Raw genomic sequence first — 25414 nt, 5'->3', positions numbered from 1 at the left:
GGTCAGAACACGGCCTGACCGGAAATTACGATTGCGCTGATGCTATCAGAGACGCAGCCGCCCGCCACGACTGCGTGCCGTGCCCAGGCCATGCGGCAACAGACTGGAGCGCGTGTGGGCATGGCAAATGGCAATAGCCAGGGCGTCGGAGGCGTCGATTTGCGGTTTTGAGGTGAGCTTGAGCATGTGCATGACCATCATCTGCACCTGCTCCTTGTTTGCCGCACCGGTGCCCACTACGGCCTGTTTGACTTGGGTCGCCGTGTATTCGGCGATTTCCATGCCCTCCTCCGCACCGGCGACAATGGCGGCGCCACGGGCCTGGCCGAGTTTGAGGGCCGAGTCGGCGTTTTTGGCCATGAAGACCTTTTCGATGCCCATCGTGACCGGCCCGTAGGTCTGGATCACTTCACGCACGCCGCGATAGACGATCTGCAGGCGCTCGGCCAACTCGCCCGCGCCGGTGCGGATGCAGCCCGAGGCGACGTAGACGCAGCCACGCGGGGTCTGTTGCACCACGCCAAAACCGGTAATGCGCGAACCGGGGTCGATACCTAGGATTAAAGTCATAACGCCTGCGGGTTGGGGGGAACACAATTCTTGCGGCCAACATCGATCAACTGTGGGAGCTGGCTTGCCTGCGATGCAGGCACCTCGGTGCGTCTTCTAAACCGAGGTGATGCTATCGCAGGCAAGCCAGCTCCCACATGTTGATTTACATCATTCTTCAGACTAGCTGTGCTGCGACTTCTTCTGGAATGTCGGCATTGGAATAAACGTTCTGCACATCGTCCAGGTCTTCGAGCATATCGAGCATCTTCAGCACTTTCTGCGCGCCGTCCAGGTCCAGCTCGGCGCTGGTAGTCGGCAGCATCACGATTTCCGCGTCAGTGCCTTTGAAACCGGCCGCTTCCAGTGCATTACGCACGGCATAGAACCCGGCAAACGAGGTGAATACATCGATGGAACCGTCTTCGTTGGTGACTACGTCGTCGGCGTCCGCTTCCATGGCGGCTTCCATCAACGCGTCTTCATCCGTACCGGGCGCGAAGGAGATCTGCCCCTTGCGCTCGAACAGGTAGGCCACCGAACCGTCGGTGCCCAGGTTGCCGCCGCATTTGCTGAATGCATGGCGCACCGCTGCCGCCGTACGGTTGCGGTTGTCGGTCATGCACTCGACCATTACCGCCACCCCACCTGGGCCATAGCCTTCATAGCTCAGCTCGACCATGTCGTCGGTGTCGGCCGCACCGGCACCACGGGCCACAGCGCGGTCGATGATGTCGCGGCTCATGTTGGCGCCCAAGGCCTTGTCCAGCGCCAGGCGCAGACGCGGGTTGGAGCCTGGGTCACCACCGCCTTGGCGGGCGGCGACGGTCAGTTCGCGAATCCACTTGGTGAAGATCTTGCCTTTCTTGGCATCCTGACGCTCTTTGCGGTGCTTGATGTTCGCCCACTTGGAATGGCCAGCCATAACACAACTCCGAAATTCTCTAGAAACCTTATCAATCCCGCCCCAGGCAGGAATTCCCTCTTTTAAACGCAAAGGCGCATCCGAAGATGCGCCTTTTTGACTGCGTAAAACCTTATTGCGCTTTCACGCCGCAGCCTTACTCAGCCTTAGGCGTCTCGCGCAGACGGATATGCAGCTCGCGCAGCGCCTTGGCATCCACCACGCCCGGAGCCTGGGTCATCACGTCCGCAGCACTCTGGGTTTTCGGGAAGGCAATCACTTCACGGATCGACTGGGCGCCGGTCATCAGCATCACCAGACGGTCCAGACCGAACGCCAGGCCACCGTGCGGCGGCGCGCCGTATTTCAGGGCGTCGAGCAGGAAGCCAAACTTCTCTTCCTGTTCCGCTTCGTTGATGCCCAACAGGCGGAAGACCGCTTGTTGCATCTCTTTGCGGTGGATACGGATCGAACCGCCACCCAACTCAGTGCCGTTGAGCACCATGTCATAGGCACGGGACAAAGCGCCGGCCGGGTTGGCTTCCAATTCTTCAGGCGAGCACTTCGGCGCGGTGAACGGGTGGTGCAAGGCGCTGAAGCTGCCGTCGTCGTTCTCTTCGAACATCGGGAAGTCGACGACCCACATCGGCGCCCACTTGCACGTCAGCAGGTCCAGGTCGTGACCGAGCTTGATGCGCAGTGCGCCCAGCGCTTCGCTGACGATCTTGGCCTTGTCGGCGCCGAAGAACACGATGTCGCCGTCGACCGCGCCAACGCGATCCAGGATCGCGTTCAGGTTGTCCAACGGGATGTTTTTCACGATCGGCGATTGCAGACCATCAACACCGTTGGCGCGTTCGTTGACCTTGATGTACGCCAGGCCTTTGGCACCGTAGATGCCGACGAACTTGGTGTAGTCGTCGATCTGTTTGCGCGGCATGCTCGCGCCGCCGGGTACACGCAGGGCAGCGATACGGCATTTAGGGTCGTTGGCCGGGCCGCTGAACACCTTGAAGTCGACTGCTTTGAGCTGGTCGGCCACGTCCACCAGTTCCAGCGGAATACGCAGGTCTGGCTTGTCGGAACCGTAGCGGCGCATGGCTTCTTCGAAGGTCATGTGCGGGAATTCGCCGAATTCCAGATCCAGCACTTCCTTGAACAGGTTGCGGATCATTTGCTCGGTCAGGCCCATGATCTCTTTTTCATCGAGGAAGCTGGTCTCGATGTCGATCTGGGTGAATTCTGGCTGGCGGTCGGCACGCAGGTCTTCGTCGCGGAAGCACTTGGCGATCTGGTAGTAACGGTCGAAGCCAGCCACCATCAGCAGTTGCTTGAACAGCTGCGGCGATTGCGGCAAGGCGAAGAAGGAACCGGCGTGGGTACGGCTCGGCACCAGGTAGTCACGCGCGCCTTCCGGGGTGGCCCGGGTCAGGATCGGCGTTTCGACGTCGAGGAAGCCGTTCTCGTCGAGGAAGCGACGGATGCTGGTGGTCATGCGCGAACGCAGACGCAGCTTCTCGGCCATTTCCGGGCGACGCAGGTCGAGGAAGCGGTAGCGCAGGCGCGTTTCTTCGCCAACGTCGGAATACTCGTTGAGTGGGAACGGCGGGGTTTCCGACTCGTTCAGCACTTCGAGCTCGTAACCCAGCACTTCAATTGCGCCGGACGCCATGTTGGCGTTCACGGCACCGGCCGGACGCAGGCGAACCTTGCCGGTGATCTTCACAACGTACTCGCTGCGCACACGGTCGGCGGCGGCGAAGCTCTCGGCGCGGTCCGGATCGAACACCACCTGGGCCAGACCATCACGATCACGGATATCGAGGAAAATCACCCCGCCGTGGTCGCGGCGACGGTGAACCCATCCGCAAAGGGTGATTTCCTGACCATCCAGGGTCTCGTTCAGTTGGCCGCAATAGTGGCTGCGCATCATGGTAGTGGTTTCACTTCTCGTAATTCGAAATTCGGTGGAGGCTCGCCTCGTCACCGTACAGTTAAGCAGGGGACGGATAATGCAGGAGCCTGCGCGTAGAGTTCAACTCAGTCTGCTTTGTCGCCGCCCGCCAGGTTTTTCTTGGCGCCGGTCTTGAAGTCGGTCTCGTACCAGCCGCCGCCGCTCAGGCGGAAGCCCGGCATGGACAACATCTTCTTCAGCTCAGGAGCCTGGCAGGCAGGGCAATCGACCAGCGGCGCTGCGCTGATCTTCTGAATGGCTTCCAACTGATGACCACAGGAAGCACATTGATAGTCGTACATGGGCATGGAGATGTCTCGGCGATCAGATCGTTACTGCGCCACGCCCGGCCCTGTGGATAAACCCAAGGCGTGCGCAGCAAAGCGCGGGATTATATCTGGTAAATCGAGGCAGTGCAGCCGGCTTTCTGCCCGAAGCCTGGCCCGCCTTGACGGAGGGCCCGCTTCGCAACTGCCGGATTAATCGGGGTTAAGGGCGCTGATACGTCCTTTTAGTACGTGAACCACGCACACCACCCTGACCAGCCCACTGAAGTTCTTCACCCCTCCGTACCTTAAATGCACTTCCCGGTCGACGTAAGACAGCAACGCACTGACTGAGCAGGCATTGATCCCGGCTATCTCCGTAAGGATATTCCAATAGATCTGTTCAAGCCGCAGGCAGGTCGAGAACCCATTGAGCCTGACCGACCGGGACAACGGCTTGGCCAGCCCCATGTCGAACCCTTTTGCAAAGGGGTCGACCTTTATCTTATGAAAACCACAGGTTTCCATCACTCCATTACTCACTCCACGTGACATACACCTGACACTCCATTGCCAAACAGCAGCCCATGGGTTTCTCCCATTGGACAGTAGGCCTATAAAACAGCAGGACGAGAGGGGCAGCCAGAAGACGGGGAGTCGATAATCGTAGGACAACGCCAGGAAGCGCAGAGAAACAAGCGAGCGGCGCCAGGAAGGCGCCGCTCAGGCACGAAGCTTATTGATTTTCGAGCAGGGAACGCAGCATCCACGCGGTTTTCTCGTGGACTTGCATGCGCTGGGTCAACAAGTCCGCCGTCGGCTCATCGCTGACCTTGTCGAGCAAGGGGAAGATCCCGCGCGCGGTACGTGTCACCGCTTCCTGGCCTGCCACCAATTGCTTGATCATTTCTTCGGCACTTGGCACACCCTCCTCTTCCTTGATGGACGACAGGCGGGCGTAGATCGAATAGGCACCCGGTGCCGGGAAGCCCAGGGCGCGGATGCGCTCGGCAATGGAGTCCACTGCCAGGGCGAGTTCGGTGTACTGCTCTTCAAACATCAAGTGCAGCGTACGAAACATGGGGCCCGTGACGTTCCAATGGAAGTTGTGGGTTTTCAAATACAGTACATAGGTATCGGACAGAAGCCGTGAAAGCCCATCGACGATGGATTTACGATCTTCTTCACTGATACCAATATCGATTGCCATGTTTTTCCCCTTCAATTGACGAATATTCATTGATCAGGTGCAGGACCACTCTAGCAAGAGTGCCGCCGGTGTGCAGCCCGCCTCACGCAGGTGCCATGCGACAAATCGCCCCGCTCTCCCCCAAGGCTGTCACTCGCCCGCGACCGGCGGACAAGCTTTGCGCAGGTCAGAAAACATTCAAAATGTCGCCCGAAAAGCCCGCACCTGTCTAGGACAAGCGTTTGATGCAGAAATGCCCTGCTGGCTTTAACGCCCCGAAATGCTTGATTTGAGTAGGCACAGCCTTTGCTGTTAAATAGACATCGTGTGGTTCGCCGTTTATTTCTGCGGCCGCCACATAGGCTGATACCCGCGCACGTGCTCAACGCCTCCCATTGTTCAGAAGCGAACCGTGCCAGTCAGCTCTTCCTTGTGATCCTTCTTAACGTGAGTTAATCAAAATGTTGAAAATCGTCCACCTGCTAACGGGCGTTGCAGCTTTGCTGCTGTCCTTTATACCGAGCTTGCAACAGGGAAGCCCTCCCTACCTGGAACAACACGACGCTCTGTACCTGGCCTTGTTCGGCCTTCTTAACCTGACGCTGGTACCGGTAATCCCTTACTGGAACAAAGGCACGCGTCATCAACTGCAAAACCTGGTCAGTGCGTTGCTGGTGCTGACCGTTGTCGTTCAAACCCTCACCCTCCTGGCACCGATGCCTGAAGTAGGCGGCCACCCAGCCATACTGCTCAGCCTGGTGATTGCTGTGGTCGCCATCGTTCTTCACCTGGCCATCAGCTTCTACCGTTCGTCCCCCGCCGCCGCGTCGCAAAGCTACGACATGACCAACCGGGATACCGGGACCGTCAAGTGGTTCAACACCTCTAAAGGCTTCGGCTTTATTTCCCGCGATTCGGGCGACGATATCTTCGTCCACTTCCGGGCTATCCGTGGCGAAGGCCATCGCGTCCTGGTCGAAGGCCAGCGCGTGGAATTCTCCGTCATGAACCGCGACAAAGGCCTGCAGGCCGAAGACGTGATCGCGGCATTGCCGCGTCGCTGATTCCCACCCGCAGCGCAAAAAAAACCGCGATCCAGCTTGGCTGGGTCGCGGTTTTTTATTGCGTGCTCATTAATAGTGAGGCGGTGGGGCCTCTTCTTCGGATGACTCGAACTGGCCACCCATTTCTTCCTGGCGTTTGAGCAGCGCCATCATCTGCAGTTGCAGCCGTTCAACCGCACGCTGCTGGGCGACGAGGATGCCATTGAGGGTATCGATGGTGTCGTCCTGAAAGGCCAGACGGCTTTCCAGGTCGGTGACGCGTTCTTGCAGGTCCATGATTCAGTCCTGGGTAAAGATGAAGCCGGCAGGCAATAACACGCGCAGTCGGCTGCGGATCGCCGCCACTTGCTCCTCGGTATAAGGCTGGGCCGGGTGTTTGCCCCAGACCGGTGCGGGCCAGGCAGCGTCATCCCGTTTGCGCACGATCACATGCACATGCAGCTGGCTGACAACGTTACCCAAAGCGCCAATGTTCATCTTGTCGGCCACGAAGCCTTCATTAAGCAGTTGCGCCAAGGCCGTCGTTTCTTTCCACAGTGTTTGTTGATCTGCGACATCCAGTTGAAACACTTCACTGATACCCTTGATGCGCGGCACCAGGATAAACCAGGGGTAGTTCGAGTCGTTGGACAGCAGCAGGCGACAGAGCGGAAAGTCCCCAATGGCCAGTGTGTCTTGTTGCAGGCGTTGATCTAAGGCGAACACGCGGGCACTCCGTTCGGCAGGTCGATATCAGGTGCCCAGCATACCTTTGAATGCGTGAGGCTTCACGGCCAATGCAGGGGAGCCGTGAGGCAACCGGATAAAAAAGCTGCACCTTTTCGAGGCAGCCGAATATTTGAGCTACGCTGATTCGGGCCTGAACGGGATGCACCAAAATGACCCACCTGTGCTTCAAAGAGATCCGCCAACTACCCACTCAAGGGGGTGAACCGGTAACGTTTTACCCTGGCACAGGTTTTGTGTACCACCCCACAGGTGACACACCCGGGCGTCAAGCCCAAAGTAAACGACGTAAGAAGCCCGTGCTTATGCGGTTTTTACACTGCCGTAACGGTTTTCACGAAAAAATGACATTCGGTTACCGCTTTGTGCACGCTTGTTGCATTGACACTCGTATAGTCGACAAGGGCACCCGCCTGGAAGCAGGTGTTTCGCGATAAAAAACAGCAGCGTTTGAGTGCGCACCAAGGACGACTTCAAACTTCGAAAGCGGTCTGAAAACAGCACTTAAGTTGTCAGCCCTGTTACATCGGGCTGTGAATTTGCGACATGGAACTAGCAATTTACGACAGCCTCGTAAAGAAGCTGAAAGGATAGATGGGTAAGTATCGTCAATAGGGTCTGCGTGATATAACTTTGCGCCGACACAAAAAAGAAAGAGCCGCCCAGATAAAAATACAGGTGGGACGGCAGTACTCTTCCTAAAACCAAAGGAGCAAATCACGATGCGCGTGATGAAGTGGAGCATGATCGCCCTGGCTGTTTCAGCAGGCACCTCGCAATACGCAATGGCGTCCGCACAAGACGACGCCAAGGGTTTTGTTGAAGACAGCACTTTCAGCATCAACACCCGGTTGCTGTATTTCAGCCGTGACAAGCGCAATAACGACACCGGCCAAAGCCGCAGCGAAGAAACCGGTCTGGGCTTCAACGGCCTGTACCAATCCGGCTTTACCCAAGGCACCGTTGGTTTCGGTGTTGATGCCATTGGCCTGCTGGGCGTCAAGCTCGACAGCGGCAAGGGCCGCGCCGGTACCGGTCTGTTCCCTACCGGTTCTGACGGTCGCTCGGAAGACGACTACTCCAAAGGCGGCGCTGCGGTTAAGTTCCGTATTTCCAACACTGTGCTGAAAGTCGGTGATCAATACACCACCGCACCGGTGTTCGCCTCCGATGACAGCCGTCTGCTTCCAGAGCTGCCGCAAGGCTTCTCGCTGACCAGCAACGAAATCAAAGACCTGAAACTTGAGGCCGGTCACTTCACCTCGATCGTTGCCCAGGATCACACCTACAAAGACAGTATCAGCAGCTCCGAACCCAACACCGGTCGCGGCCTGAGAGCGGCTAACTTCGTGGGCGGCGTTTACGCCTGGACCCCAGAGCTCACCACTAGCCTCTACTACTCGAAAGTCGAAGACTATTGGAAGAAACTCTACGCCAACGTGAACTGGACCCACGCGCTTACCGACAACCAGTCGGTCGCCGTAGACTTCAACATCTACGACACCAAAAGCGATGGCGCCGGTCTGCAACGTGCTGAAAAAGACAACACCACCAAGCTCGACAACCGTGCTTACAGCTTGCAAGGCGCGTACACCGTCGACGCTCACACCTTTACCCTGGCCTACCAGAAGGTTAGCGGTGATGGCGACTACGGCTACGGCGTAGACGGCGGCGGTTCGATCTTCCTGGCTAACTCCGTTGCACGTTCCGACTTCAACGCCGAGGGTGAAAAATCCTGGCAAGCTCGCTACGACCTGAACATGGCCAAATTCGGCATTCCAGGCCTGAGCTTCATGACCCGCTATGTGACTGGCAGCGGCGCCGACAACGGCACCACGACCAATGCCAAAGAATGGGAACGTGATATCGAAGCCAAATACGTGATCCAGAGCGGCCCAGCGAAAGACCTGAGCCTGCGCGTACGTCAAGCGACCTATCGTTCGTCTGACGGCGTGTACTACGGTTCGGCGTCTATCGACGAACTGCGTCTGATCGCGCAATACCCGCTGAACATCTTGTAATCGCCAGTTTGATTACAACGATGAGTTAAGGCTTCGGCCTTAAATAAAAAGCCGCTCCCTTGCATGCAAAGGAGCGGCTTTTTTATTGCAGTTTTATTTCAATGACGAAATAACTAGCAAGCTAACTAACGAGATTAAATGCTTGCATCGAACCTGACCTGTCGGCCAAGTTCGACGCCCCGCCACTTAGTTATTTCGCAACCGGTTCCTGCATCACGCGAATCACTCGCTGCGGGAACGGAATATCAATTCCCGCGCCTTTCAGGCGGTCACGCGCCAGTTCATTCAGCATGAACATAACGTCCCAGTAATCAGCCGTCTTGGTCCAGCAACGCAAAGACACGGTGATCGAGCTATCGCCCAGGGTCGACACCACGGCGACAGCCGCCGGGTCAGCCAGCACGCGTGGGTCTTTCGCCAGTTCCAGCAGCACTTCACGGGCTTTCTGCAGGTCAGCTTCATAGTCGACACCCACGTCGAACACCACCTTACGGGTCGGCTGACGGTTGGTGTTGGTGATGATGCCGTTTGAGAGGATGCCGTTTGGCACGATCACGGTTTTGTTGTCACCGGTACGCAACACGGTATGGAAGATCTGGATGCTGTCGACGGTACCGGAAGTGCCCTGGGCTTCAATCCAGTCACCGATGCGGAACGGACGGAACAACAGAATCAGTACGCCGCCAGCGAAGTTGGTCAGGCTGCCTTGCAGTGCCATGCCGATGGCAAAGCCTGCCGCTGCGATCGCCGCAACGAACGACGTGGTCTCCACCCCGATCATCGACGCCACGCTGATCACCAGCATGATCTTGAGCACGATGTTCACAATGCTGGTAACAAAGCTCTGAAGCGCCAGGTCTGCGTTACGCATGGCCAACAGACGACCCATCTTATGGGTCAATTTATTGATCAACCACCAGCCGATGGCCAGGGTGACCACCGCCAGCAATACGCGGCTGCCGTATTCCATAATCATCGGGATCCAGGTCTGCGAGGCCTTGACCAGGTGATCCACTTCAGCGTTTAAATCCATCTATCTTCTCCTGTTGCGCGGATGTGCGGCTTTATTGACTGCCTAAAAACGCAAATGAGCCCCGTAGGGCTCAAGTGTAGGCACAGAGTCTGGGGCGTGGGACGTCAAAAACGCCCACAGGTTCCCCAAAGTGCCATCAGTCGCGGAAGTTATTGAACTGCAGCGGCATGTCGAAGGTCTTCGCGCGCAGGGCAGCAATTGCCTCCTGCAAATCATCACGCTTCTTGCCAGTGATGCGAACCTGCTCACCCTGGATGGCGGCCTGGACTTTCAGCTTGGCATCCTTGACATGGGCAACGATCTTCTTCGCCAGCTCTTTGTCGATACCTTCCTTGAGGACCGCTTCCTGCTTCATCAGCTTGCCGGACGCGTAGGCCTCTTTGATTTCAAGGCATTGCGCATCAATCTTGCGCTTGACCAAAGACAGCTTCAGGATCTCGATCATCGCTTCCAGCTGGAAATCGGCTTCAGCGGTCAGGTTGACGGTCAGTTCCTTTTCCTTGAATTCGAAGCTGCCCTTGCCTTTCAAGTCATAGCGACGGTCCAGTTCCTTGACGGCGTTCTCGACGGCGTTGGTGACTTCGTGTTTGTCCAGTTCGGATACCACGTCGAACGAAGGCATGTCATTTCTCCAATATAAGGGGGGGCTCAGTAGAGATGGAGCGCGCCCGAGCTAAAATGCGCTGGCATTATAGCGGTTCTTTCGCCCCGTTCACCGTGAGCGACCCTACGGAGCACAAACTCATGTCGACCACCTGGCACATTCTCGGCGCCGGCAGCCTGGGCACACTCTGGGCCACGCGCCTGGCGCGCGCGGGCGTGCCGGTCAGGCTGATCCTGCGCGACACAACGCGCCTGGCCAGCTATCAGACGGCGAAAGGCCTGACCCTGGTGGAGCAAGGAATAGAAAGCACCTACCCAGTGAGCGGCGAAACACCTGACAGCCCCGAGCCGATTCATCGCCTACTGGTGGCGTGCAAAGCCTACGATGCCCAGAGCGCCATCGCACAGTTGCAACACCGATTGGTGCCAGACGCCGAACTGATCCTGCTGCAAAACGGCCTCGGCAGCCAGGACGCGGTGGCCGCGCAACTGCCCCAGGCGCGCTGCGTCTTTGCCTCCAGCACCGAGGGCGCATTTCGCGATGGCGACTGGCGCGTAGTGTTTGCCGGCCATGGCTACACCTGGCTGGGGGACGTTGGCCACCCGACTGCGCCGCTATGGCTGGAAGACCTGCACAGCGCCGGCATCCCCCACGAATGGAGCACTGACATCCTCACTCGGCTGTGGCGCAAGCTGGCCCTTAACTGCGCGATCAACCCGTTGACCGTGCTTTACCAGTGCCGCAACGGCGGCTTGCAAGCCCATCAGTGTGAAGTCGCAACCCTGTGCGCCGAGTTGGCCGAGTTGCTTGAGTGCTGCGGTCAACCGGCCGCCGCCGAGGATCTGCACAGCGAAGTGCAAAGGGTGATCCAGGCCACTGCCGCCAATTACTCCTCCATGTATCAGGACGTGGCCAACGCCCGGCGCACTGAAATCAGCTACCTGCTGGGCTATGCCTGCCTGGCCGCTGCCCGCCATCAATTGGTACTGCCGCATCTGCAACAGGTGCAGGCGCGCCTGGTCGACTACTTGCAAGCACGCGGATTGGCCAGCGACTGAGGCACGCGCTACCCTGCCTACCTGTCTATCACCTGGAAAAACCCTGATGCCACTGCGCCAGCGTCTTGAAAACCTACCGGTAGGGCAGAAACTGCTGGCCGCCCTGCTGGTGCTATTGACCACGGTATTGCTGGTGGCCAACCTGACGTTTATCAGTGCCGCCTATTGGATCTCCCAGGAAAGCATGGCGCCGCAGGCATTGCAGGCCATTGGTCGGCTGGTTTCCAGCCCGTCACTTGCCGCCGAAGCCCTTGAGTCGCCAGCCAAGGCCGACGCCCTGCTCAATGAGCTGACCAGCTATTCGCCGTTGCGCGCGGCGGCGCTGTACGACGGCGAGGGCACCCGCCTGGCGCAGATGCAACACGGCAATCGCCTGCATCTGCCAGACAACTACCGGCAGATCGAGGCGTGGCGCCTGACCGAATTTCGCAGCAACCAGGTCATCACCCTGCCCCGCGCCGGCCAGCCCTCCGGGCATTTACTGCTGGTGGCCAGCAGTGAGCTGCCGGTGGCCTTCTATACCGGCACGCTGACCGCCAGCTTGGGCATTCTGATTTTCAGTGTGCTGCTCTGGCTGGTCATCGCTCGGCAGATCAAACGCCTGATCACGCGCCCAATCCATGAACTGGAAGAACTCTCGCGCCAGGTGACCCGCGAGGAGAACTACGCCCTGCGCGCCGGACGCGGCAACCATGATGAAATCGGCAGCCTGGCCGAAGCGTTCAATACCATGTTGTCGCGTATCGAGGCTCGCGAGCAGCAGCTCAAACGCGCGCGCGATGACTCACAGGCTGCGTACGATCAGGCCCAAGGCCTGGCTGAGGAGACGCGTCACACCAACCGCAAGCTGGAACTCGAAGTGCAGGTTCGCAGCAAGATCGAGAAAAAACTCACCGGGTTCCAGAACTACCTCAACAGCATCATCGACTCGATGCCCTCGGCATTGATCGCGCTGGACGAACAGCTGTATGTCACCCAGTGGAACCAGGAAGCGACGGCCCTTTCCGGCACGCGCCTGGATGAAGCGTTGAATCAGCCGATCTTCCTCGCCTTCCAGCCGCTCAAGCCGTACCTGCCGCAAATCAAGGCGACGGTCGAGCAACACACGGTGGAACGCATTGAGCGCGTCACGTGGATCAAGGATGACGAGCCCAAGCATTACGCCCTGACCTTCTATCCATTGATGGGCGGCGCCGGGCGCGGCGTGGTCATTCGTATCGACGACATCACCCAGCGCTTGTCCCTGGAAGAAATGATGGTGCAGTCGGAAAAAATGCTCTCCGTCGGCGGCCTTGCCGCAGGCATGGCCCATGAGATCAACAACCCGCTGGGGGCTATCCTGCACAACGTGCAGAATATCCGCCGCCGCCTGTCTCCCGACCTGCCCAAAAACCTGGAGTACGCCGAACAGGCGGGCATCGAACTGGACACGGTCAACCACTACCTGCAAAGCCGCGAAGTACCGCAACTGCTCGACGGCATTCAGCAGGCAGGCGCCCGAGCGGCGAAAATCGTTACCCACATGCTCAGTTTCAGCCGCCGCAGTAATCGCCAGATGGCACCTTGCGATTTGCCGGCACTGATCGATCAGGCCGTGGAAATTGCCGGTAATGACTTCGACCTGACAATCGGCTTTGACTTCAAAGGCCAGGCGATCATTCGCCAGTTCGACCCGCAACTGGGCCCGGTTCCCGGCACTGCCAACGAACTCGAACAGGTGCTGCTCAACCTGCTCAAAAACGCCGCCCAGGCCATTCACCTGCGCGAAGACGACCGTGAGCCTGGGCGAATTATCCTGCGTACCCGCCTCAATCCGCCGTGGGCGGAGATCCAAGTGGAAGACAACGGCATCGGCATGAGCGAAAACGTGCGCAAACGCACGTTCGAGCCGTTTTTCACCACCAAGGAAATTGGCCAAGGCACCGGGCTTGGGCTGTCGGTGTCGTACTTCATCATTACCAACAACCATAAGGGGCAGATGGAGGTGCACTCCACCCTCGGCCAGGGCACCTGCTTCACACTGCGCCTGCCTTTGGCCGGCAGCCAAATGCCACCCAATGAACTGACTCAACTGGAGCAATGACCATGGGCTTTCGCCTGTCGAAGATCTACACCCGCACCGGCGACAACGGCGAGACGGGCCTCGGCGACGGCCGCCGCGTCCCCAAGGACCACCCTCGGGTGGAAGCGATTGGCGAGGTCGACACGCTGAACAGTCAGTTGGGTTTGCTGCTGGCCAACCTTGAAGAACAGAGCGGCAAGCATCCGGCACTGATGGATGTGATTGAAGTGCTCACACCCTGCCAGCATCGTTTGTTCGACCTCGGCGGTGAACTGGCAATGCCGGTGTACAAGGCGTTGAATGCGGCCGAAGTCGATCGGTTGGAAGCCGCGATTGATCGCTGGAACGAGGAAGTCGGGTCGTTGGAAAACTTCATCCTGCCCGGTGGCTCAGCGCTGATTGCCCAGGCCCACGTGTGCCGCAGCGTAGCGCGAAGTGCGGAACGGCGGTGTCAGCATTTGAATGCGGTTGAGCCGTTGGAAGGCCTGGGGTTGGCGTATATCAATCGGCTGTCGGATTTGTTGTTTGTGGCGGCCAGGGTGATTGCCAAGCGCCAGGGTGTTGCTGAAATTCTTTGGCAGGCGGCGGCTAAGCCACACTGATGTTTGTTTGGTGACTGATCTGGCCTCTTCGCGAGCACGCCCGCTCCCACATTTGACTGCATTCCAACGTTGGAACTCGGTCAAGTGTGGGAGCGGGCTTGCTCGCGAAGGGGCCATTCAGAACAACATTAAACCTCAGGCCAGAACGCCCGAATGCCCGCCACACCCTGAGCGCCAGCGTCCCAAGCCTGCTCCCGCTCGGCAGGCCCAACCCCGCCCAACAGAAACACCGGCTTGCTGAACCCACGGATCAACTGTGCAGCCAGCTCCCAACCCAACGGCTGGGCATCAGGGTGAGTCTGGGTCGGTTGCACCGGCGACAGCGTAACGAAATCCACATCCATCATTTGCGCCAGCGCCAGTTCTTCAGCGTTATGGCACGAGGCCGCCAACCAGCGATCCTTCGGCAACGGTCGGCCCTTGCTCGCGTATTTATGCAGCTGCGCCGAGGTCATGTGCCAACCCGCCGCCGGAAAATCCCCCAGCCATTCAAACGGCCCTTTGAGCATCAATTGCGCCTTGCCGGCACACAGGCCAACAGCATCCACCGCCAGGTCACGGTATTTCGGGTCGTAACCGTTGGGCGCACGCAGCTGAATGAGCTTGATGCCACCGGCAATGGCTTTCTGAATACCGCGCAGCAGCGTTGGGGTTTCCAGCTCACCCGGAGTAATCAGGTACTCGGCCGGTAACCGCGCCGCTGCGACGATTGGAGCATTGGCCGCAGGGAACTCATAGTTGGGCAAATCCCGCGGGGCGACCCATTCCAACGGCTGCCCTTCGGCACCATGGGGCTCGCCGGTAAAGGCCGAGACTTCCCAGACATCCAGCAACACCTGCTTGTCGGCGTAGTCATGCTGCACCTTGATCAACGGTCGCGCCGTGGTGACCTGAATGCCCAGCTCTTCCTTCAACTCGCGGGACAGCGCGGTGGCGACCGATTCTTCAGCCTCCACCTTGCCGCCGGGAAACTCCCACAGGCCGCCCTGGTGCTGAGTATCCGCGCGGCGCGCCAGCAGGATTCTGCCGTCGACACCGCGGATCACCGCTGCTGCTACATGCACTCGTTTCACCGCGCTTATCCTCTTGGCTATCAGGTGCGGTATTCCGCATTGATCTTCACGTACTCGTGGGACAGGTCAGTGGTCCAGATGGTTTCGCTGCACTCACCGCGACCCAGCTCGATACGGATGGTGATTTCTTCCTGCTGCATCACGGCCGAGCCTTGGGCTTCGGTGTAGGTTTCGGCGCGCGCGCCACGGCTGGCAATGCACACGTCGCCGAGGAACACGTCGATCTTGCTCACGTCCAGGTCAGGCACGCCGGCACGCCCAACGGCGGCGAGGATGCGGCCCCAGTTCGGGTCGGAGGCGAACAAGGCGGTCTTGATCAGCGGCGAATGCGCCACGGTATAGCCGACGTCCAGGCATTCCTGATGATTGCCGCCGCCGTTGACTTCAACGGTGACGAACTTGGTCGCGCCTTCACCGTCGCGCACGATGGCCTGGGCCACGTCCATGCACACTTCGAACACGGCCTGTTTCAGCGCCGCGAACAGCGGGCCCTCGGTGGAGGTGATTTCCTGCAGGCTGGCCTGGCCGGTCGCGATCAGCATGCAGCAGTCGTTGGTCGAGGTGTCGCCATCAATGGTAATGCGGTTGAACGACTTGTTGGCGCCGTCCAGCATCAGGCGCTGCAGCACGTCGCGAGAGACTTTGGCGTCGGTGGCAATGTAGCCGAGCATGGTGGCCATGTTCGGACGGATCATGCCCGCGCCCTTGCTGATGCCGGTCACGGTGATGGTCACACCGTCGTGCACGAACTGACGGCTCGCGCCCTTGGGCAGCGTGTCGGTGGTCATGATACCGGTGGCCGCAGCCGCCCAGTTATCCACAGACAGGTCGTCCAGCGCCGCTTGCAATGCACCTTCGATCTTTTCCACAGGCAACGGCTCGCCGATCACGCCGGTGGAGTATGGCAGCACTTGGCTGGCGTCCACGCCGGTCAGTTGGGCCAGCTTGGCGCAAGTGCGGGCTGCGGCGACCAGACCAGGCTCGCCGGTGCCGGCGTTGGCATTGCCGGTGTTGGTCAGCAGGTAACGGATCGGGCCGGCAACGCGTTGCTTGGCCAGGATAACCGGTGCGGCGCAGAAGGCATTGAGGGTGAACACACCCGCGACCGTCGAGCCTTCGGCACAGCGCATCACCACCACATCCTTGCGCCCCGGGCGTTTGATGCCGGCCGAAGCGATACCGAGTTCAAAACCGGCAACCGGGTGCAATGTGGGCAAAGGACCAAGACCAACAGCCATGAATGCGCTCCTTAAAAATAGGTGATGTCTGTGCCGTCGCTATCGACGGTGAATTAATGGCAAAACGCCGCGACGGCAAAAGCCGGTCGCGGCGCGGGGTGTTGCAGCGTCAGGCAAAAATCTTAGTTGATTTCGCCGTGGCAGTGTTTGAACTTCTTGCCCGAACCGCACCAGCACAGTTCGTTGCGACCCAGCTTCTGATCATTGCGAACCGGGGCTTGAGCCAAGGCCACATCGACCTCTTCGCCCAGGACTTCCGGGGCTTCCAGACCGGGGGCTTCGTCATGCTGGAACTGCATGCGCGCAGCCAGTGCTTCGGCTTCCTGACGCAGGCGAGCTTCTTCCTCGATCGGGTCTTCGCGACGCACCTGAACGTGGGACAGCACGCGAATCGAATCGCGCTTGATCGAATCCAGCAGTTCGGAGAACAGCGTGAACGACTCGCGCTTGTACTCTTGCTTCGGGTTCTTCTGGGCGTAGCCACGCAGGTGGATACCGTGACGCAGGTGGTCCATGGTCGACAGGTGGTCTTTCCACAGGTCGTCCAGCACGCGCAGTACGATTTGCTTCTCGAAGGTGCGCAGTGCTTCGGCACTCGCCTGCTCTTCTTTCTCGTTGTACGCGGCCAGCAGCTCGGTCATCAGCTTCTCGCGCAGGGTTTCTTCGTACAGGTGGTCGTCTTCGTCCAGCCACTGTTGAACCGGCAAGTCGACCCCGAAATCGCTCTTCAACGCAGCTTCCAGACCGGCAACATCCCACTGCTCAGGCAGCGACTGTGGCGGGATATGGGCGCTGACGGTAGCGTTGAGCACGTCCTGACGGAAATCGGCAATGGTCTCGCCAATGTTGTCGGCGGCCAGCAACGTGTTACGCATGTGATAGATCACTTTACGCTGTTCGTTGTTGACGTCATCGAACTCAAGCAGTTGCTTACGAATGTCGAAGTTACGGCCTTCTACCTTGCGCTGGGCCTTCTCGATGGCGTTGGTCACCATGCGGTGCTCGATCGCTTCACCGGACTGCATGCCCAGGGCTTTCATGAAGTTCTTCACGCGGTCCGAGGCAAAGATACGCATCAGGCTGTCTTCGAGAGACAGGTAGAAACGGCTGGAACCGGCGTCACCCTGACGACCGGCACGACCACGCAGCTGGTTATCGATACGGCGCGATTCGTGACGCTCGGACGCGATCACCTGCAAGCCGCCGGATTCGAGCACAGCCTGGTGGCGTTTCTGCCAGTCGGCCTTGATCTGGGCGATCTGCTCAGGGGTCGGGTTGTCGAGCGAGGCCACTTCCACTTCCCAGTTACCGCCCAACAGAATGTCGGTACCACGACCGGCCATGTTGGTGGCGATGGTGAGTGCGCCTGGGCGACCGGCCTGGGCGATGATCTCGGCTTCTTTTTCGTGGAACTTGGCGTTGAGGACCTTGTGCTCGATGCCTTCCTTGTTGAGCAGGTTGGACACGTGCTCGGACGTTTCGATGGTTGCGGTACCCACCAGGATCGGACGCCCCTGGGCCATGCCGTCCTTGATGTCGTTGATGATCGCCGCGTATTTCTCTTCGGCGGTCAGGAACACCAGGTCGTTGAAGTCTTTACGCGCCAGCGGCTTGTTCGGTGGAATCACCATCACAGCCAGGTTGTAGATCTGATGAAATTCGAACGCTTCGGTGTCGGCCGTACCGGTCATGCCGGACAGTTTGTTGTACAGACGGAAGTAGTTCTGGAAGGTGGTGGACGCCAACGTCTGGCTTTCAGCCTGGATGTTGAGCCCTTCCTTGGCTTCGATAGCCTGGTGCAGGCCTTCGGACAGACGACGCCCCGGCATGGTACGGCCGGTGTGTTCGTCAACCAGTACGACCTGGCCGTCCTGGACGATGTATTCAACGTTGCGATGGAACAACTTGTGAGCGCGCAGGCCCGCATACACGTGGGTCAACAGGCCCAGATTGTGCGCCGAGTACAGGCTTTCACCTTCGGCCAACTCGCCGATCTGGGTCAGCATCTCTTCGACGAACTGGTGACCGGCTTCGTTGAGCTCAACCTGACGGGTCTTCTCGTCGATGCTGAAGTGACCTTCTTTGGTCACCACGCCTTCCACTTCCTCGATGTGCTGCACCAGACGCGGGATCAACTTGTTGATCTCGGTGTACAGGCGCGAGCTGTCTTCGGCCTGGCCGGAGATGATCAGCGGAGTACGGGCTTCGTCGATCAGGATGGAGTCGACTTCGTCGATCACGGCAAAGTTGAGTTCGCGCTGGAATTTTTCTTCCATGCTGAACGCCATGTTGTCGCGCAGGTAGTCGAAACCGAATTCGTTGTTGGTGCCGTAGGTGATGTCGGCAGCGTAGGCGGCACGCTTCTCTTCCGGCGGCTGGAACGGCGTTACCACGCCGACGGTCAGGCCGAGGAATTCATACAGCGGGCGCATCCAATTGGCGTCCCGGCGCGCCAGGTAGTCGTTCACCGTCACAACGTGCACGCCCTTGCCGGACAGTGCGTTGAGGTAAACACCCAGGGTTGCCACCAGGGTCTTGCCTTCACCCGTACGCATTTCGGCAATCATGCCTTCATGCAAGGTCATGCCGCCGATCAACTGGACGTCGAAGTGGCGCATGCCCATGACACGCTTACCGGCTTCACGGGCGACCGCAAAGGCTTCGGGAAGCAGCTTGTCGAGGGTTTCACCTTTGGCTATGCGGGCCTTGAACTCTTGGGTCTTGGCGCGCAATTGCTCGTCCGAAAGGGCAACCATCTGCTCTTCGAAGGCATTAACCAGCTGCACCGTCTTGAGCATGCGTTTGACTTCGCGCTCATTCTTGCTTCCAAAAAGTTTCTTTAACAAAGGCGCAAACATATCGGCAGGTTCTTCCACACATAGGGATGGAGGGCGCACCGTGAGTGGCCCGAGCAGCCCTCACGGCCGCATGCGAACGCGCATTCTACCCGGAATCGTGGGTGAGGAAAGTGGCGTTGTTCCCCGATGCTGGCATGGGGCGGTGAGAGGGCCTGTTTAAAATAAGGGCTTTTGCGGGAACTTCAACCCATGGAGCGCAGAAGTTACCTATTGATTTCACGAGCATTACCCTGCTATCGCATTGCCTGGGGCCGCTCAGGCGCTTTCTGCTAAGATGGCGGCTCTGTTACTTAAGGTGTCTAAACATGGCATTTCGCCCTCTTACAGCCCGCGCGCCCAGCGTGTTGCTTCGCGAAGCCAAGCCGTTAAAAGCCATCTTTGGCCACGCACAACGCTTGGGCCATTTGCAACGCCTGGTCGAAAGCCAGCTGCAACCTGCTGCTCGTGAGCATTGCCATGTGGCGTCCTGGCGCGAGGGTAATTTGCTGTTAATTGTCACCGACGGCCATTGGGCAACCCGTTTGCGCTATCAGCAAAAACGCCTGCAGCGACAATTGATGGCATTTGATGAGTTTGCCAGCTTGACCCGTATCCAGTTCAAGGTGCAGCCGCCCACCGTGCAGCAAGGCGCGGTGGGGCACACGATGGACCTCTCGGAGAACGCCGCCGAAACCATTCAGGCAACGGCTGACGGCATCAGTGACCCGGGCTTGCGCGCGGCGCTCGAGCGGTTGGCCGCCCACGGCAAACCCAAATCCTGAAGCGTTATTTGCGCTTGCTGCCGCCCAATAACGACCCCAACAAGCCCCGCACCAGCTGCCGCCCCATCTGATTGGCGGCCTGCTGCATCGCTGACTTGAGTGCCTTGCCAGCCGTGGTGCCCAGAAAGGCACCCGCTTTGTCGGTAAAGCTCGGCTCTTCGGCGGCGGGCTTCGCCTCTTCGCTGACCCCAAGTTCCTTGCGCGCCATCAGCACTTCATAGGCCGACTCCCGGTCAATCGGCTTGTCATACCGCCCCTGCAATGGCGAACTGGCGATCAAGGCCGCACGTTCGGCCTCGCTCAGCGGCCCGATGCGCGACTGTGGCGGTGCGACCAGCACGCGCTGGACGACTTCTGGTGTGCCCTTTTCCTGCAAAGTGCCCACCAATGCCTCACCGGTGCCCAACTCAGTCAATACCGACAAGGCATCGAACGCCGGGTTAGGCCGGAAACCGTCCGCCACGGCGCGCAAGGATTTCTGCTCTTTAGTGGTGAACGCACGCAGACCGTGCTGAATACGCAAGCCCAATTGCGCCAATACCGTGTCAGGCAAATCACCGGGAGACTGAGTGACGAAGTACACACCAACACCTTTGGACCGGATCAAACGGACCACTTGCTCCAGTCGGTCCTGCAAAGCCTTGGGTGTATCGGCGAACAACAAATGCGCTTCGTCGAAAAACAACGCCAGCAGCGGCTTATCGGCGTCACCGCGTTCTGGCAACTGTTCGAACAGCTCGGCCAGCAGCCACAGCAGGAAGGTCGCGTAGACCTTAGGCGCTTCATGCACCAAGCGGCTGGCGTCGAGCAGGTGGATGCGCCCACGGCCATCACTGGCCGGCTGCAAAATATCCTCAAGTTGCAGGGCCGGCTCACCAAACAAGGCTTCGGCACCTTGCTGTTCGAGCACGGCCAGGCGCCGCAGCAGTGCCTGGCTGGAGCCAGTAGTCATCAGCGCTGCATCGTCGCCCAGCAATTGCGGGTGATAACGCAGGTGGTTGAGCAATGCCTTGAGGTCCTTGAGGTCGAGCAGCAACAACCCTTCGCGGTCAGCCACCTTGAACGTGGCATAGAGTGCCGACTGCTGGCTGTCGGTGAGCTCCAGCAGGCTGCCGAGCAATAAAGGCCCCATTTCGCTGATGGTGGTGCGAAGCGGATGACCGGACTGCCCGTGGATATCCCACAGCGTCACCGGATAAGCCTTGGCCGTGTAGTTAAGGAAGGGCATACCCGCGATGCGCTCGGCGACTTTACCTTGCGGGTTGGCCGCCGCCCCCAGACCACACAGGTCGCCCTTGATATCCGCGGCGAACACCGCCACACCCGCCTCACTGAAGGCCTCCGCCAGGCGCTGCAACGTGACGGTCTTGCCCGTGCCGGTGGCGCCGGCAATCAACCCGTGACGGTTGGCCAGACGCATGGCCTGGGCGATGGGTTGGCCATCAAGACCAGCGCCGATAAGGAGTTGCGAGGAATCAGGCATTTCGTCACCTTTGGTTAATCTTTAGTGCCGCCAGGTCGATACAGACAGATGTAAGACCCACAAAGTCTAAAAATAGGTCAGATAGCTCCTACAGGGACTCACAGAGCTATTACCAGCAGTATCACACCTTTTTTGACGCTGTCATTTTGCGTATCCCATGAGGATGCGCTTCGGATATTAAGACCTTAGCGGACCCTACAAGCCATGAATAAAAACCTGCGCTTCAGCCACAAGATCCTGCTTGCAGCCTCCCTTATCGTCATCGCCGCTTTCGCGCTGTTTACCCTTTATAACGACTACCTGCAACGCAACGCGATTCGCGACGACCTCAATAGTTACCTGCATGAAATGAGCGATGTCACCGCCAGCAATATTCAAACCTGGCTGACCGGTCGTATTGCCCTGGTAGAGAATGCGGCACAAAACATCGCCATCAATCCTGACCCCAGTGTGGTTGCCAGCCTGCTCGAGCAGAAGGCCCTGACCTCCTCGTTCATGGCAACCTACGTGGGTGACAGCAAAGGCGCCTTCACCATCCGCCCCGACACCAAGATGCCGGATGGCTTCGATCCACGGGTTCGTCCCTGGTATAAAGGCGCCCAGAGCAGCAACGGCTCGACCCTGACCGAACCTTACATCGACGCCGCTACCGGGCAGTTGATCATTTCTGTTGCCACCCCCAGCACCACCAAGACCGGCCAGAGCATCGGCGTGGTCGGCGGCGACCTGAGCCTGCAAACCCTGGTGGATAACATCAGTGCGCTGAACTTCGGTGACATGGGCTATGCCTTCCTGGTCAGTGCTGACGGCAAAGTGCTGGTGCACCCGGACAAAAACCTGGTGATGAAAACCCTGGCTGACGTGTACCCGAAAAACACACCAAAAATCAGCGGTGACTTCAGCCAAGTTGAAGCCAACGGCAAGGACAACATCGTCACCTTTACCCCGATCAAGGGCCTGCCGTCGGTGAACTGGTACCTGGGCGTCTCGGTGGATAAAGACAAAGCCTTCGCCATGCTCAGCAAATTCCGTACCTCAGCCGTCATCGCCACGATCATTGCCGTGGTGATCATCATCGCGCTCCTCGGCATGCTGATCCGTGTGCTGTTGCAACCCCTGCATGTGATGACCCGTGCCATGCAGGACATCGCCGATGGCGAAGGTGACCTGACACGCCGCCTGAGCATCCAGAATCACGACGAATTTGGCACGTTGGGTAACGCATTCAACCGTTTCGTGGAACGGATTCATACATCGATTCGCGAAGTGTCCTCGGCCACCGAGCAGGTCAACGAAGTCGCCCTGCGCGTGGTCAGTGCGTCCAACTCGTCCATGGTCAACTCCGATGAGCAGGCCAACCGTACCAACAGTGTCGCCGCCGCCATCAACCAACTGGGCGCCGCTGCACAAGAGATCGCCCGTAATGCTGCGCAGGCTTCCGGCCAGGCCAGCGATGCGCGGCAATTGGCCGAAGACGGTCAGCAAGTGGTTGATCGCAATATCACGGCGATGACCAAGTTATCCGCGATGATCAGTGCTTCCAGCAGCAATATCGAAGCGCTCAACAGCAAGACCGTGAATATCGGGCAAATTCTGGAGGTCATCACCAGCATTTCCCAGCAAACCAACCTGCTGGCACTTAACGCCGCGATCGAAGCGGCGCGCGCGGGGGAAGCCGGGCGCGGGTTTGCGGTGGTGGCCGATGAAGTGCGCAACCTGGCGCACCGCACCCAGGAATCGGCGCAACAAGTGCAAAAGATGATTGAAGAGCTGCAAGTCGGCGCCCGGGAATCGGTCAGCACCATGAGCGAAAGCCAGCGCCATAGCCTTGAGAGTGTGGACATCGCCAACCTGGCCGGCGAACGCCTCAACAGCGTGACCCAGCGCATTGGCGAGATCGACGGCATGAACCAGTCAGTGGCCACCGCTACCGAAGAACAGACCTCGGTGGTGGAGTCGATCAACATGGACATCACCGAGATCAACACCCTCAACCAGGAAGGTGTGGAAAACCTGCACTCAACGCTGCGTGCGTGTACCGACCTGGAGCAACAGGCATCCCGTTTGAAGCAGTTGGTGGGCAGCTTCCGGATCTGATGCGGACAGCCCGCCGCCTGGCATGGCGGCGGGTCACTATTCGTCCTTGGGCTCGAGTTTGGCCTGTTCGCGCGCCCATAGGTGCGCGGCACCGGGAAACTCGGTGCCGTCCTCTGCGTCCAGCTCATCCGGGTCGAACCGGCTCAAACACCCCTCCCCCAGCGTCGCTGGGGCTTTGGAGGTGGCTTTGTCCAGCGGATCGCTCATCCATCAATCCTCAATGAAAGGCAAAGAAAAAGGGCCTGGGACGATTTAACGCCCAGGCCCCTTATTCTTCAATAAGTACGTCGCGATCAGAACACGACCGTCTTATTGCCGTGCACCAGCACGCGATCTTCCAAGTGGTAGCGCAGGCCACGGGCCAGAACCATCTTCTCGACGTCACGGCCGAAACGCACCATGTCTTCGATGCTGTCGCTGTGGCTGACGCGCACGACGTCCTGCTCGATGATCGGGCCGGCGTCCAACTCTTCGGTGACGTAGTGGCAGGTTGCGCCAATCAGCTTCACGCCACGCAAGGAGGCTTGGTGGTAAGGCTTGGCCCCCACAAACGACGGCAGGAAGCTGTGGTGAATATTGATCACCTTACCCGCGTATTCGCGGCACAGTTCCGGCGGCAGGATTTGCATGTAGCGCGCCAGCACGACCACGTCAGCTTCATGCTGCTTGACCAGGCGAGAGACCTCGGCGAACGCCGGCTCTTTATCCTGTGGGTTGACCGGCACGTGGTAATACGGGATGCCGTGCCATTCGACCATGCTGCGCAGGTCGTCATGGTTGGAAATCACACAGGCGATCTCACAGTCCAGCTCATCGCTGTGCCAGCGGTGCAGCAGGTCAGCCAGGCAATGGGACTCACGACTGGCCATCAGTACCACGCGCTTTTTTTGCTCCGTGTCGGTGATGTGCCAGGTCATCGAAAACTCTTCGGCGATCGGCGCAAAAGCCTCACGAAAAGCTTCAAGGCCAAAGGGCAGCGTGTCGGCACGAATTTCGTGACGCATGAAAAACCAACCGCTGAGATCGTCCGAGTGATGGCTCGCCTCGGTGATCCAACCGTTGTGGGAGGCCAGAAAGTTACTGACTTTGGCAACGATGCCAACCCGGTCCGGGCAAGCAATCACCAGCCGAAAAGTGCGCATTAGGGGAAAACTCCAGAACTTCGCAAAGGTCGCCATTCTAGCGATTACGCAGAAAAACTGCAGTATTCCTTGCGCCTTAATCTGCACACCCGGCCTGGCGACATCCCTTAATAGCGTAAGGGTTTAGCGCTGCTATATGACGCTGCCACCGCACACTCAGGCAGTTATCAAAAATAAAACGAGATTATCTTTACGCCTACCACCTACTAATTAACTCGATTGCATAGCATTGCCACAAACATTCAAAGTAATTCACATAAATAGCTCCTTATATGTTTACTTGAGGAAATTGCCTGACTATTATTGGGCCACTCCCTGTCAATCAGTGCTCTACATAAGGTAGTCCCCATGTCTCTGATCAACGAATACCGCGCCACCGAAGAAGCTATCAAAGAGCTGCAAGCCCGTTTGAAGAACCTGTCCCAAGACGACAAGCTGCAAACCGAGCTGGAATTCGAAGGCAAACTGCGCACCCTGATGGGTGAATACTCCAAATCCCTGCGTGACATCATCGCGCTGCTGGATCCGGAATCGAAAGTCAAAGCACCTCGTGGCGCTGTGAAAACTACCGGCACCAAGCGTGCTCGCAAGGTCAAGCAATACAAGAACCCGCACAACGGCGAAGTGATTGAAACCAAAGGTGGCAACCACAAAACGCTGAAAGAGTGGAAAGCCAAGTGGGGCGGCGACGTCGTTGAAGGTTGGGCTACCCTGCTGGGCTAAGCCTGGT

24 protein-coding genes and 1 pseudogene are annotated in these 25414 nt (G+C 58.6%); 9 read left to right on the top strand and 16 right to left on the bottom strand.

All coding sequences use genetic code 11. The annotated features are described in order from the left end of the window. Positions 1-45 precede the first annotated feature (45 nt). The 6 genes from ruvC to JFT85_RS21900 all read right to left on the bottom strand — a co-directional run bounded on the left by ruvC (position 46) and on the right by JFT85_RS21900 (position 4883). A complete protein-coding gene (gene ruvC / locus JFT85_RS21925; protein WP_016975450.1) occupies positions 46-570 on the bottom strand; it encodes a crossover junction endodeoxyribonuclease RuvC in 525 nt (174 codons plus the stop codon). 157 nt (positions 571-727) lie between these two features. Next, positions 728-1474: a YebC/PmpR family DNA-binding transcriptional regulator gene (locus tag JFT85_RS21920; RefSeq protein WP_053257758.1), complete on the bottom strand. Its 747-nt coding sequence runs from the start codon at positions 1472-1474 to the stop codon at positions 728-730. Positions 1475-1610: 136 nt separating this feature from the next. Beyond that, entirely contained in the window at positions 1611-3386 is a 1776-nt protein-coding gene (gene aspS, locus JFT85_RS21915) for an aspartate--tRNA ligase (protein WP_078827235.1), read from the bottom strand. A gap of 107 nt (positions 3387-3493) precedes the next feature. Next, positions 3494-3715, bottom strand: a complete 222-nt coding sequence (locus JFT85_RS21910) for an FmdB family zinc ribbon protein (protein WP_017139808.1) — start codon at positions 3713-3715, stop codon at positions 3494-3496. A 171-nt stretch (positions 3716-3886) separates the two neighbouring features. After that, positions 3887-4228, bottom strand: coding sequence for a ribbon-helix-helix domain-containing protein (locus JFT85_RS21905; protein WP_053257760.1), 342 nt, complete (start codon positions 4226-4228; stop codon positions 3887-3889). A gap of 181 nt (positions 4229-4409) precedes the next feature. Next, positions 4410-4883 (bottom strand): Dps family protein, encoded by a 474-nt coding sequence (locus tag JFT85_RS21900; protein ID WP_053257761.1) that lies wholly within the window; start codon positions 4881-4883, stop codon positions 4410-4412. A gap of 440 nt (positions 4884-5323) precedes the next feature. Between JFT85_RS21900 and JFT85_RS28560 the strand changes: the two genes are divergently transcribed. Continuing rightward, on the top strand, positions 5324-5926 hold the full coding sequence (locus tag JFT85_RS28560) for a cold-shock protein (RefSeq protein ID WP_053257762.1): 603 nt from the start codon (positions 5324-5326) through the stop codon (positions 5924-5926). A gap of 69 nt (positions 5927-5995) precedes the next feature. Here the strand turns inward: JFT85_RS28560 and JFT85_RS21890 are convergent, their stop codons facing one another. Together JFT85_RS21890 and JFT85_RS21885 are read right to left on the bottom strand one after the other, a co-directional pair. After that, positions 5996-6202: a SlyX family protein gene (locus JFT85_RS21890; protein WP_053257763.1), complete on the bottom strand. Its 207-nt coding sequence runs from the start codon at positions 6200-6202 to the stop codon at positions 5996-5998. Between the two features lie 3 nt (positions 6203-6205). Continuing rightward, entirely contained in the window at positions 6206-6631 is a 426-nt protein-coding gene (locus JFT85_RS21885; protein ID WP_053257764.1) for an HIT domain-containing protein, read from the bottom strand. A gap of 743 nt (positions 6632-7374) precedes the next feature. On the opposite strand from JFT85_RS21885, the gene JFT85_RS21880 reads away from it, so the two are divergent. Further along, on the top strand, positions 7375-8673 hold the full coding sequence (locus JFT85_RS21880; protein WP_053257765.1) for an OprD family porin: 1299 nt from the start codon (positions 7375-7377) through the stop codon (positions 8671-8673). Positions 8674-8863: 190 nt separating this feature from the next. Here JFT85_RS21880 and JFT85_RS21875 read toward each other — a convergent pair whose 3' ends face one another. Both JFT85_RS21875 and JFT85_RS21870 read right to left on the bottom strand, forming a co-directional pair. Beyond that, a complete protein-coding gene (locus tag JFT85_RS21875) occupies positions 8864-9706 on the bottom strand; it encodes a mechanosensitive ion channel family protein (RefSeq protein ID WP_053257766.1) in 843 nt (280 codons plus the stop codon). Between the two features lie 136 nt (positions 9707-9842). Then, positions 9843-10328, bottom strand: coding sequence for a YajQ family cyclic di-GMP-binding protein (locus JFT85_RS21870; RefSeq protein WP_053257767.1), 486 nt, complete (start codon positions 10326-10328; stop codon positions 9843-9845). A 122-nt stretch (positions 10329-10450) separates the two neighbouring features. Between JFT85_RS21870 and JFT85_RS21865 the strand changes: the two genes are divergently transcribed. From JFT85_RS21865 to JFT85_RS21855, 3 genes are read left to right on the top strand one after another with little or no spacing between them, the layout of a single operon-like run. Further along, on the top strand, positions 10451-11368 hold the full coding sequence (locus tag JFT85_RS21865; RefSeq protein ID WP_069553481.1) for a putative 2-dehydropantoate 2-reductase: 918 nt from the start codon (positions 10451-10453) through the stop codon (positions 11366-11368). A 46-nt stretch (positions 11369-11414) separates the two neighbouring features. Next, positions 11415-13451 carry a sensor histidine kinase gene (locus JFT85_RS21860; protein WP_069553474.1) on the top strand — a complete coding sequence of 679 codons (2037 nt, stop codon included), beginning with the start codon at positions 11415-11417 and terminating at the stop codon, positions 13449-13451. A gap of 2 nt (positions 13452-13453) precedes the next feature. Continuing rightward, positions 13454-14032, top strand: coding sequence for a cob(I)yrinic acid a,c-diamide adenosyltransferase (locus JFT85_RS21855; RefSeq protein WP_053257769.1), 579 nt, complete (start codon positions 13454-13456; stop codon positions 14030-14032). 128 nt (positions 14033-14160) lie between these two features. On the opposite strand, the gene JFT85_RS21850 is transcribed toward JFT85_RS21855, so the two are convergent. The 3 genes from JFT85_RS21850 to secA all read right to left on the bottom strand — a co-directional run bounded on the left by JFT85_RS21850 (position 14161) and on the right by secA (position 19201). Then, on the bottom strand, positions 14161-15105 hold the full coding sequence (locus JFT85_RS21850) for a Nudix family hydrolase (RefSeq protein ID WP_053257770.1): 945 nt from the start codon (positions 15103-15105) through the stop codon (positions 14161-14163). A gap of 20 nt (positions 15106-15125) precedes the next feature. Beyond that, positions 15126-16343 (bottom strand): bifunctional glutamate N-acetyltransferase/amino-acid acetyltransferase ArgJ, encoded by a 1218-nt coding sequence (gene argJ / locus JFT85_RS21845; RefSeq protein ID WP_201230400.1) that lies wholly within the window; start codon positions 16341-16343, stop codon positions 15126-15128. A 122-nt stretch (positions 16344-16465) separates the two neighbouring features. Continuing rightward, positions 16466-19201 (bottom strand): preprotein translocase subunit SecA, encoded by a 2736-nt coding sequence (gene secA, locus JFT85_RS21840; protein WP_053257772.1) that lies wholly within the window; start codon positions 19199-19201, stop codon positions 16466-16468. A 305-nt stretch (positions 19202-19506) separates the two neighbouring features. Here secA and JFT85_RS21835 point away from each other — a divergent pair, with 305 nt between their 5' ends. Further along, positions 19507-19962: a DUF721 domain-containing protein gene (locus JFT85_RS21835; RefSeq protein ID WP_069553475.1), complete on the top strand. Its 456-nt coding sequence runs from the start codon at positions 19507-19509 to the stop codon at positions 19960-19962. 4 nt (positions 19963-19966) lie between these two features. Here the strand turns inward: JFT85_RS21835 and JFT85_RS21830 are convergent, their stop codons facing one another. Then, positions 19967-21445, bottom strand: a complete 1479-nt coding sequence (locus JFT85_RS21830; RefSeq protein WP_053257774.1) for a helicase HerA-like domain-containing protein — start codon at positions 21443-21445, stop codon at positions 19967-19969. A 204-nt stretch (positions 21446-21649) separates the two neighbouring features. Between JFT85_RS21830 and JFT85_RS28780 the strand changes: the two are divergent. Further along, positions 21650-22684 (top strand): annotated as a pseudogene (locus JFT85_RS28780) (HAMP domain-containing protein); the annotation flags it as partial. Positions 22685-22777: 93 nt separating this feature from the next. Further along, entirely contained in the window at positions 22778-23542 is a 765-nt protein-coding gene (locus JFT85_RS28775) for a methyl-accepting chemotaxis protein (RefSeq protein WP_371850819.1), read from the top strand. 36 nt (positions 23543-23578) lie between these two features. Here the strand turns inward: JFT85_RS28775 and JFT85_RS21820 are convergent, their stop codons facing one another. After that, positions 23579-23749: a hypothetical protein gene (locus JFT85_RS21820; RefSeq protein ID WP_169875601.1), complete on the bottom strand. Its 171-nt coding sequence runs from the start codon at positions 23747-23749 to the stop codon at positions 23579-23581. A gap of 86 nt (positions 23750-23835) precedes the next feature. Next, a complete protein-coding gene (purU, locus tag JFT85_RS21815; RefSeq protein ID WP_005790961.1) occupies positions 23836-24684 on the bottom strand; it encodes a formyltetrahydrofolate deformylase in 849 nt (282 codons plus the stop codon). 348 nt (positions 24685-25032) lie between these two features. Between purU and mvaT the strand changes: the two genes are divergently transcribed. Further along, positions 25033-25407 (top strand): histone-like nucleoid-structuring protein MvaT, encoded by a 375-nt coding sequence (gene mvaT, locus JFT85_RS21810; protein WP_005790963.1) that lies wholly within the window; start codon positions 25033-25035, stop codon positions 25405-25407. Positions 25408-25414 lie beyond the last annotated feature (7 nt).

The organism is Pseudomonas sp. TH04, from assembly GCF_016651355.1.
GTDB classification, from domain to species: Bacteria; Pseudomonadota; Gammaproteobacteria; order Pseudomonadales; family Pseudomonadaceae; genus Aquipseudomonas; species Aquipseudomonas fluorescens.
This window is presented reverse-complemented; position numbering and strand designations above follow the sequence as displayed.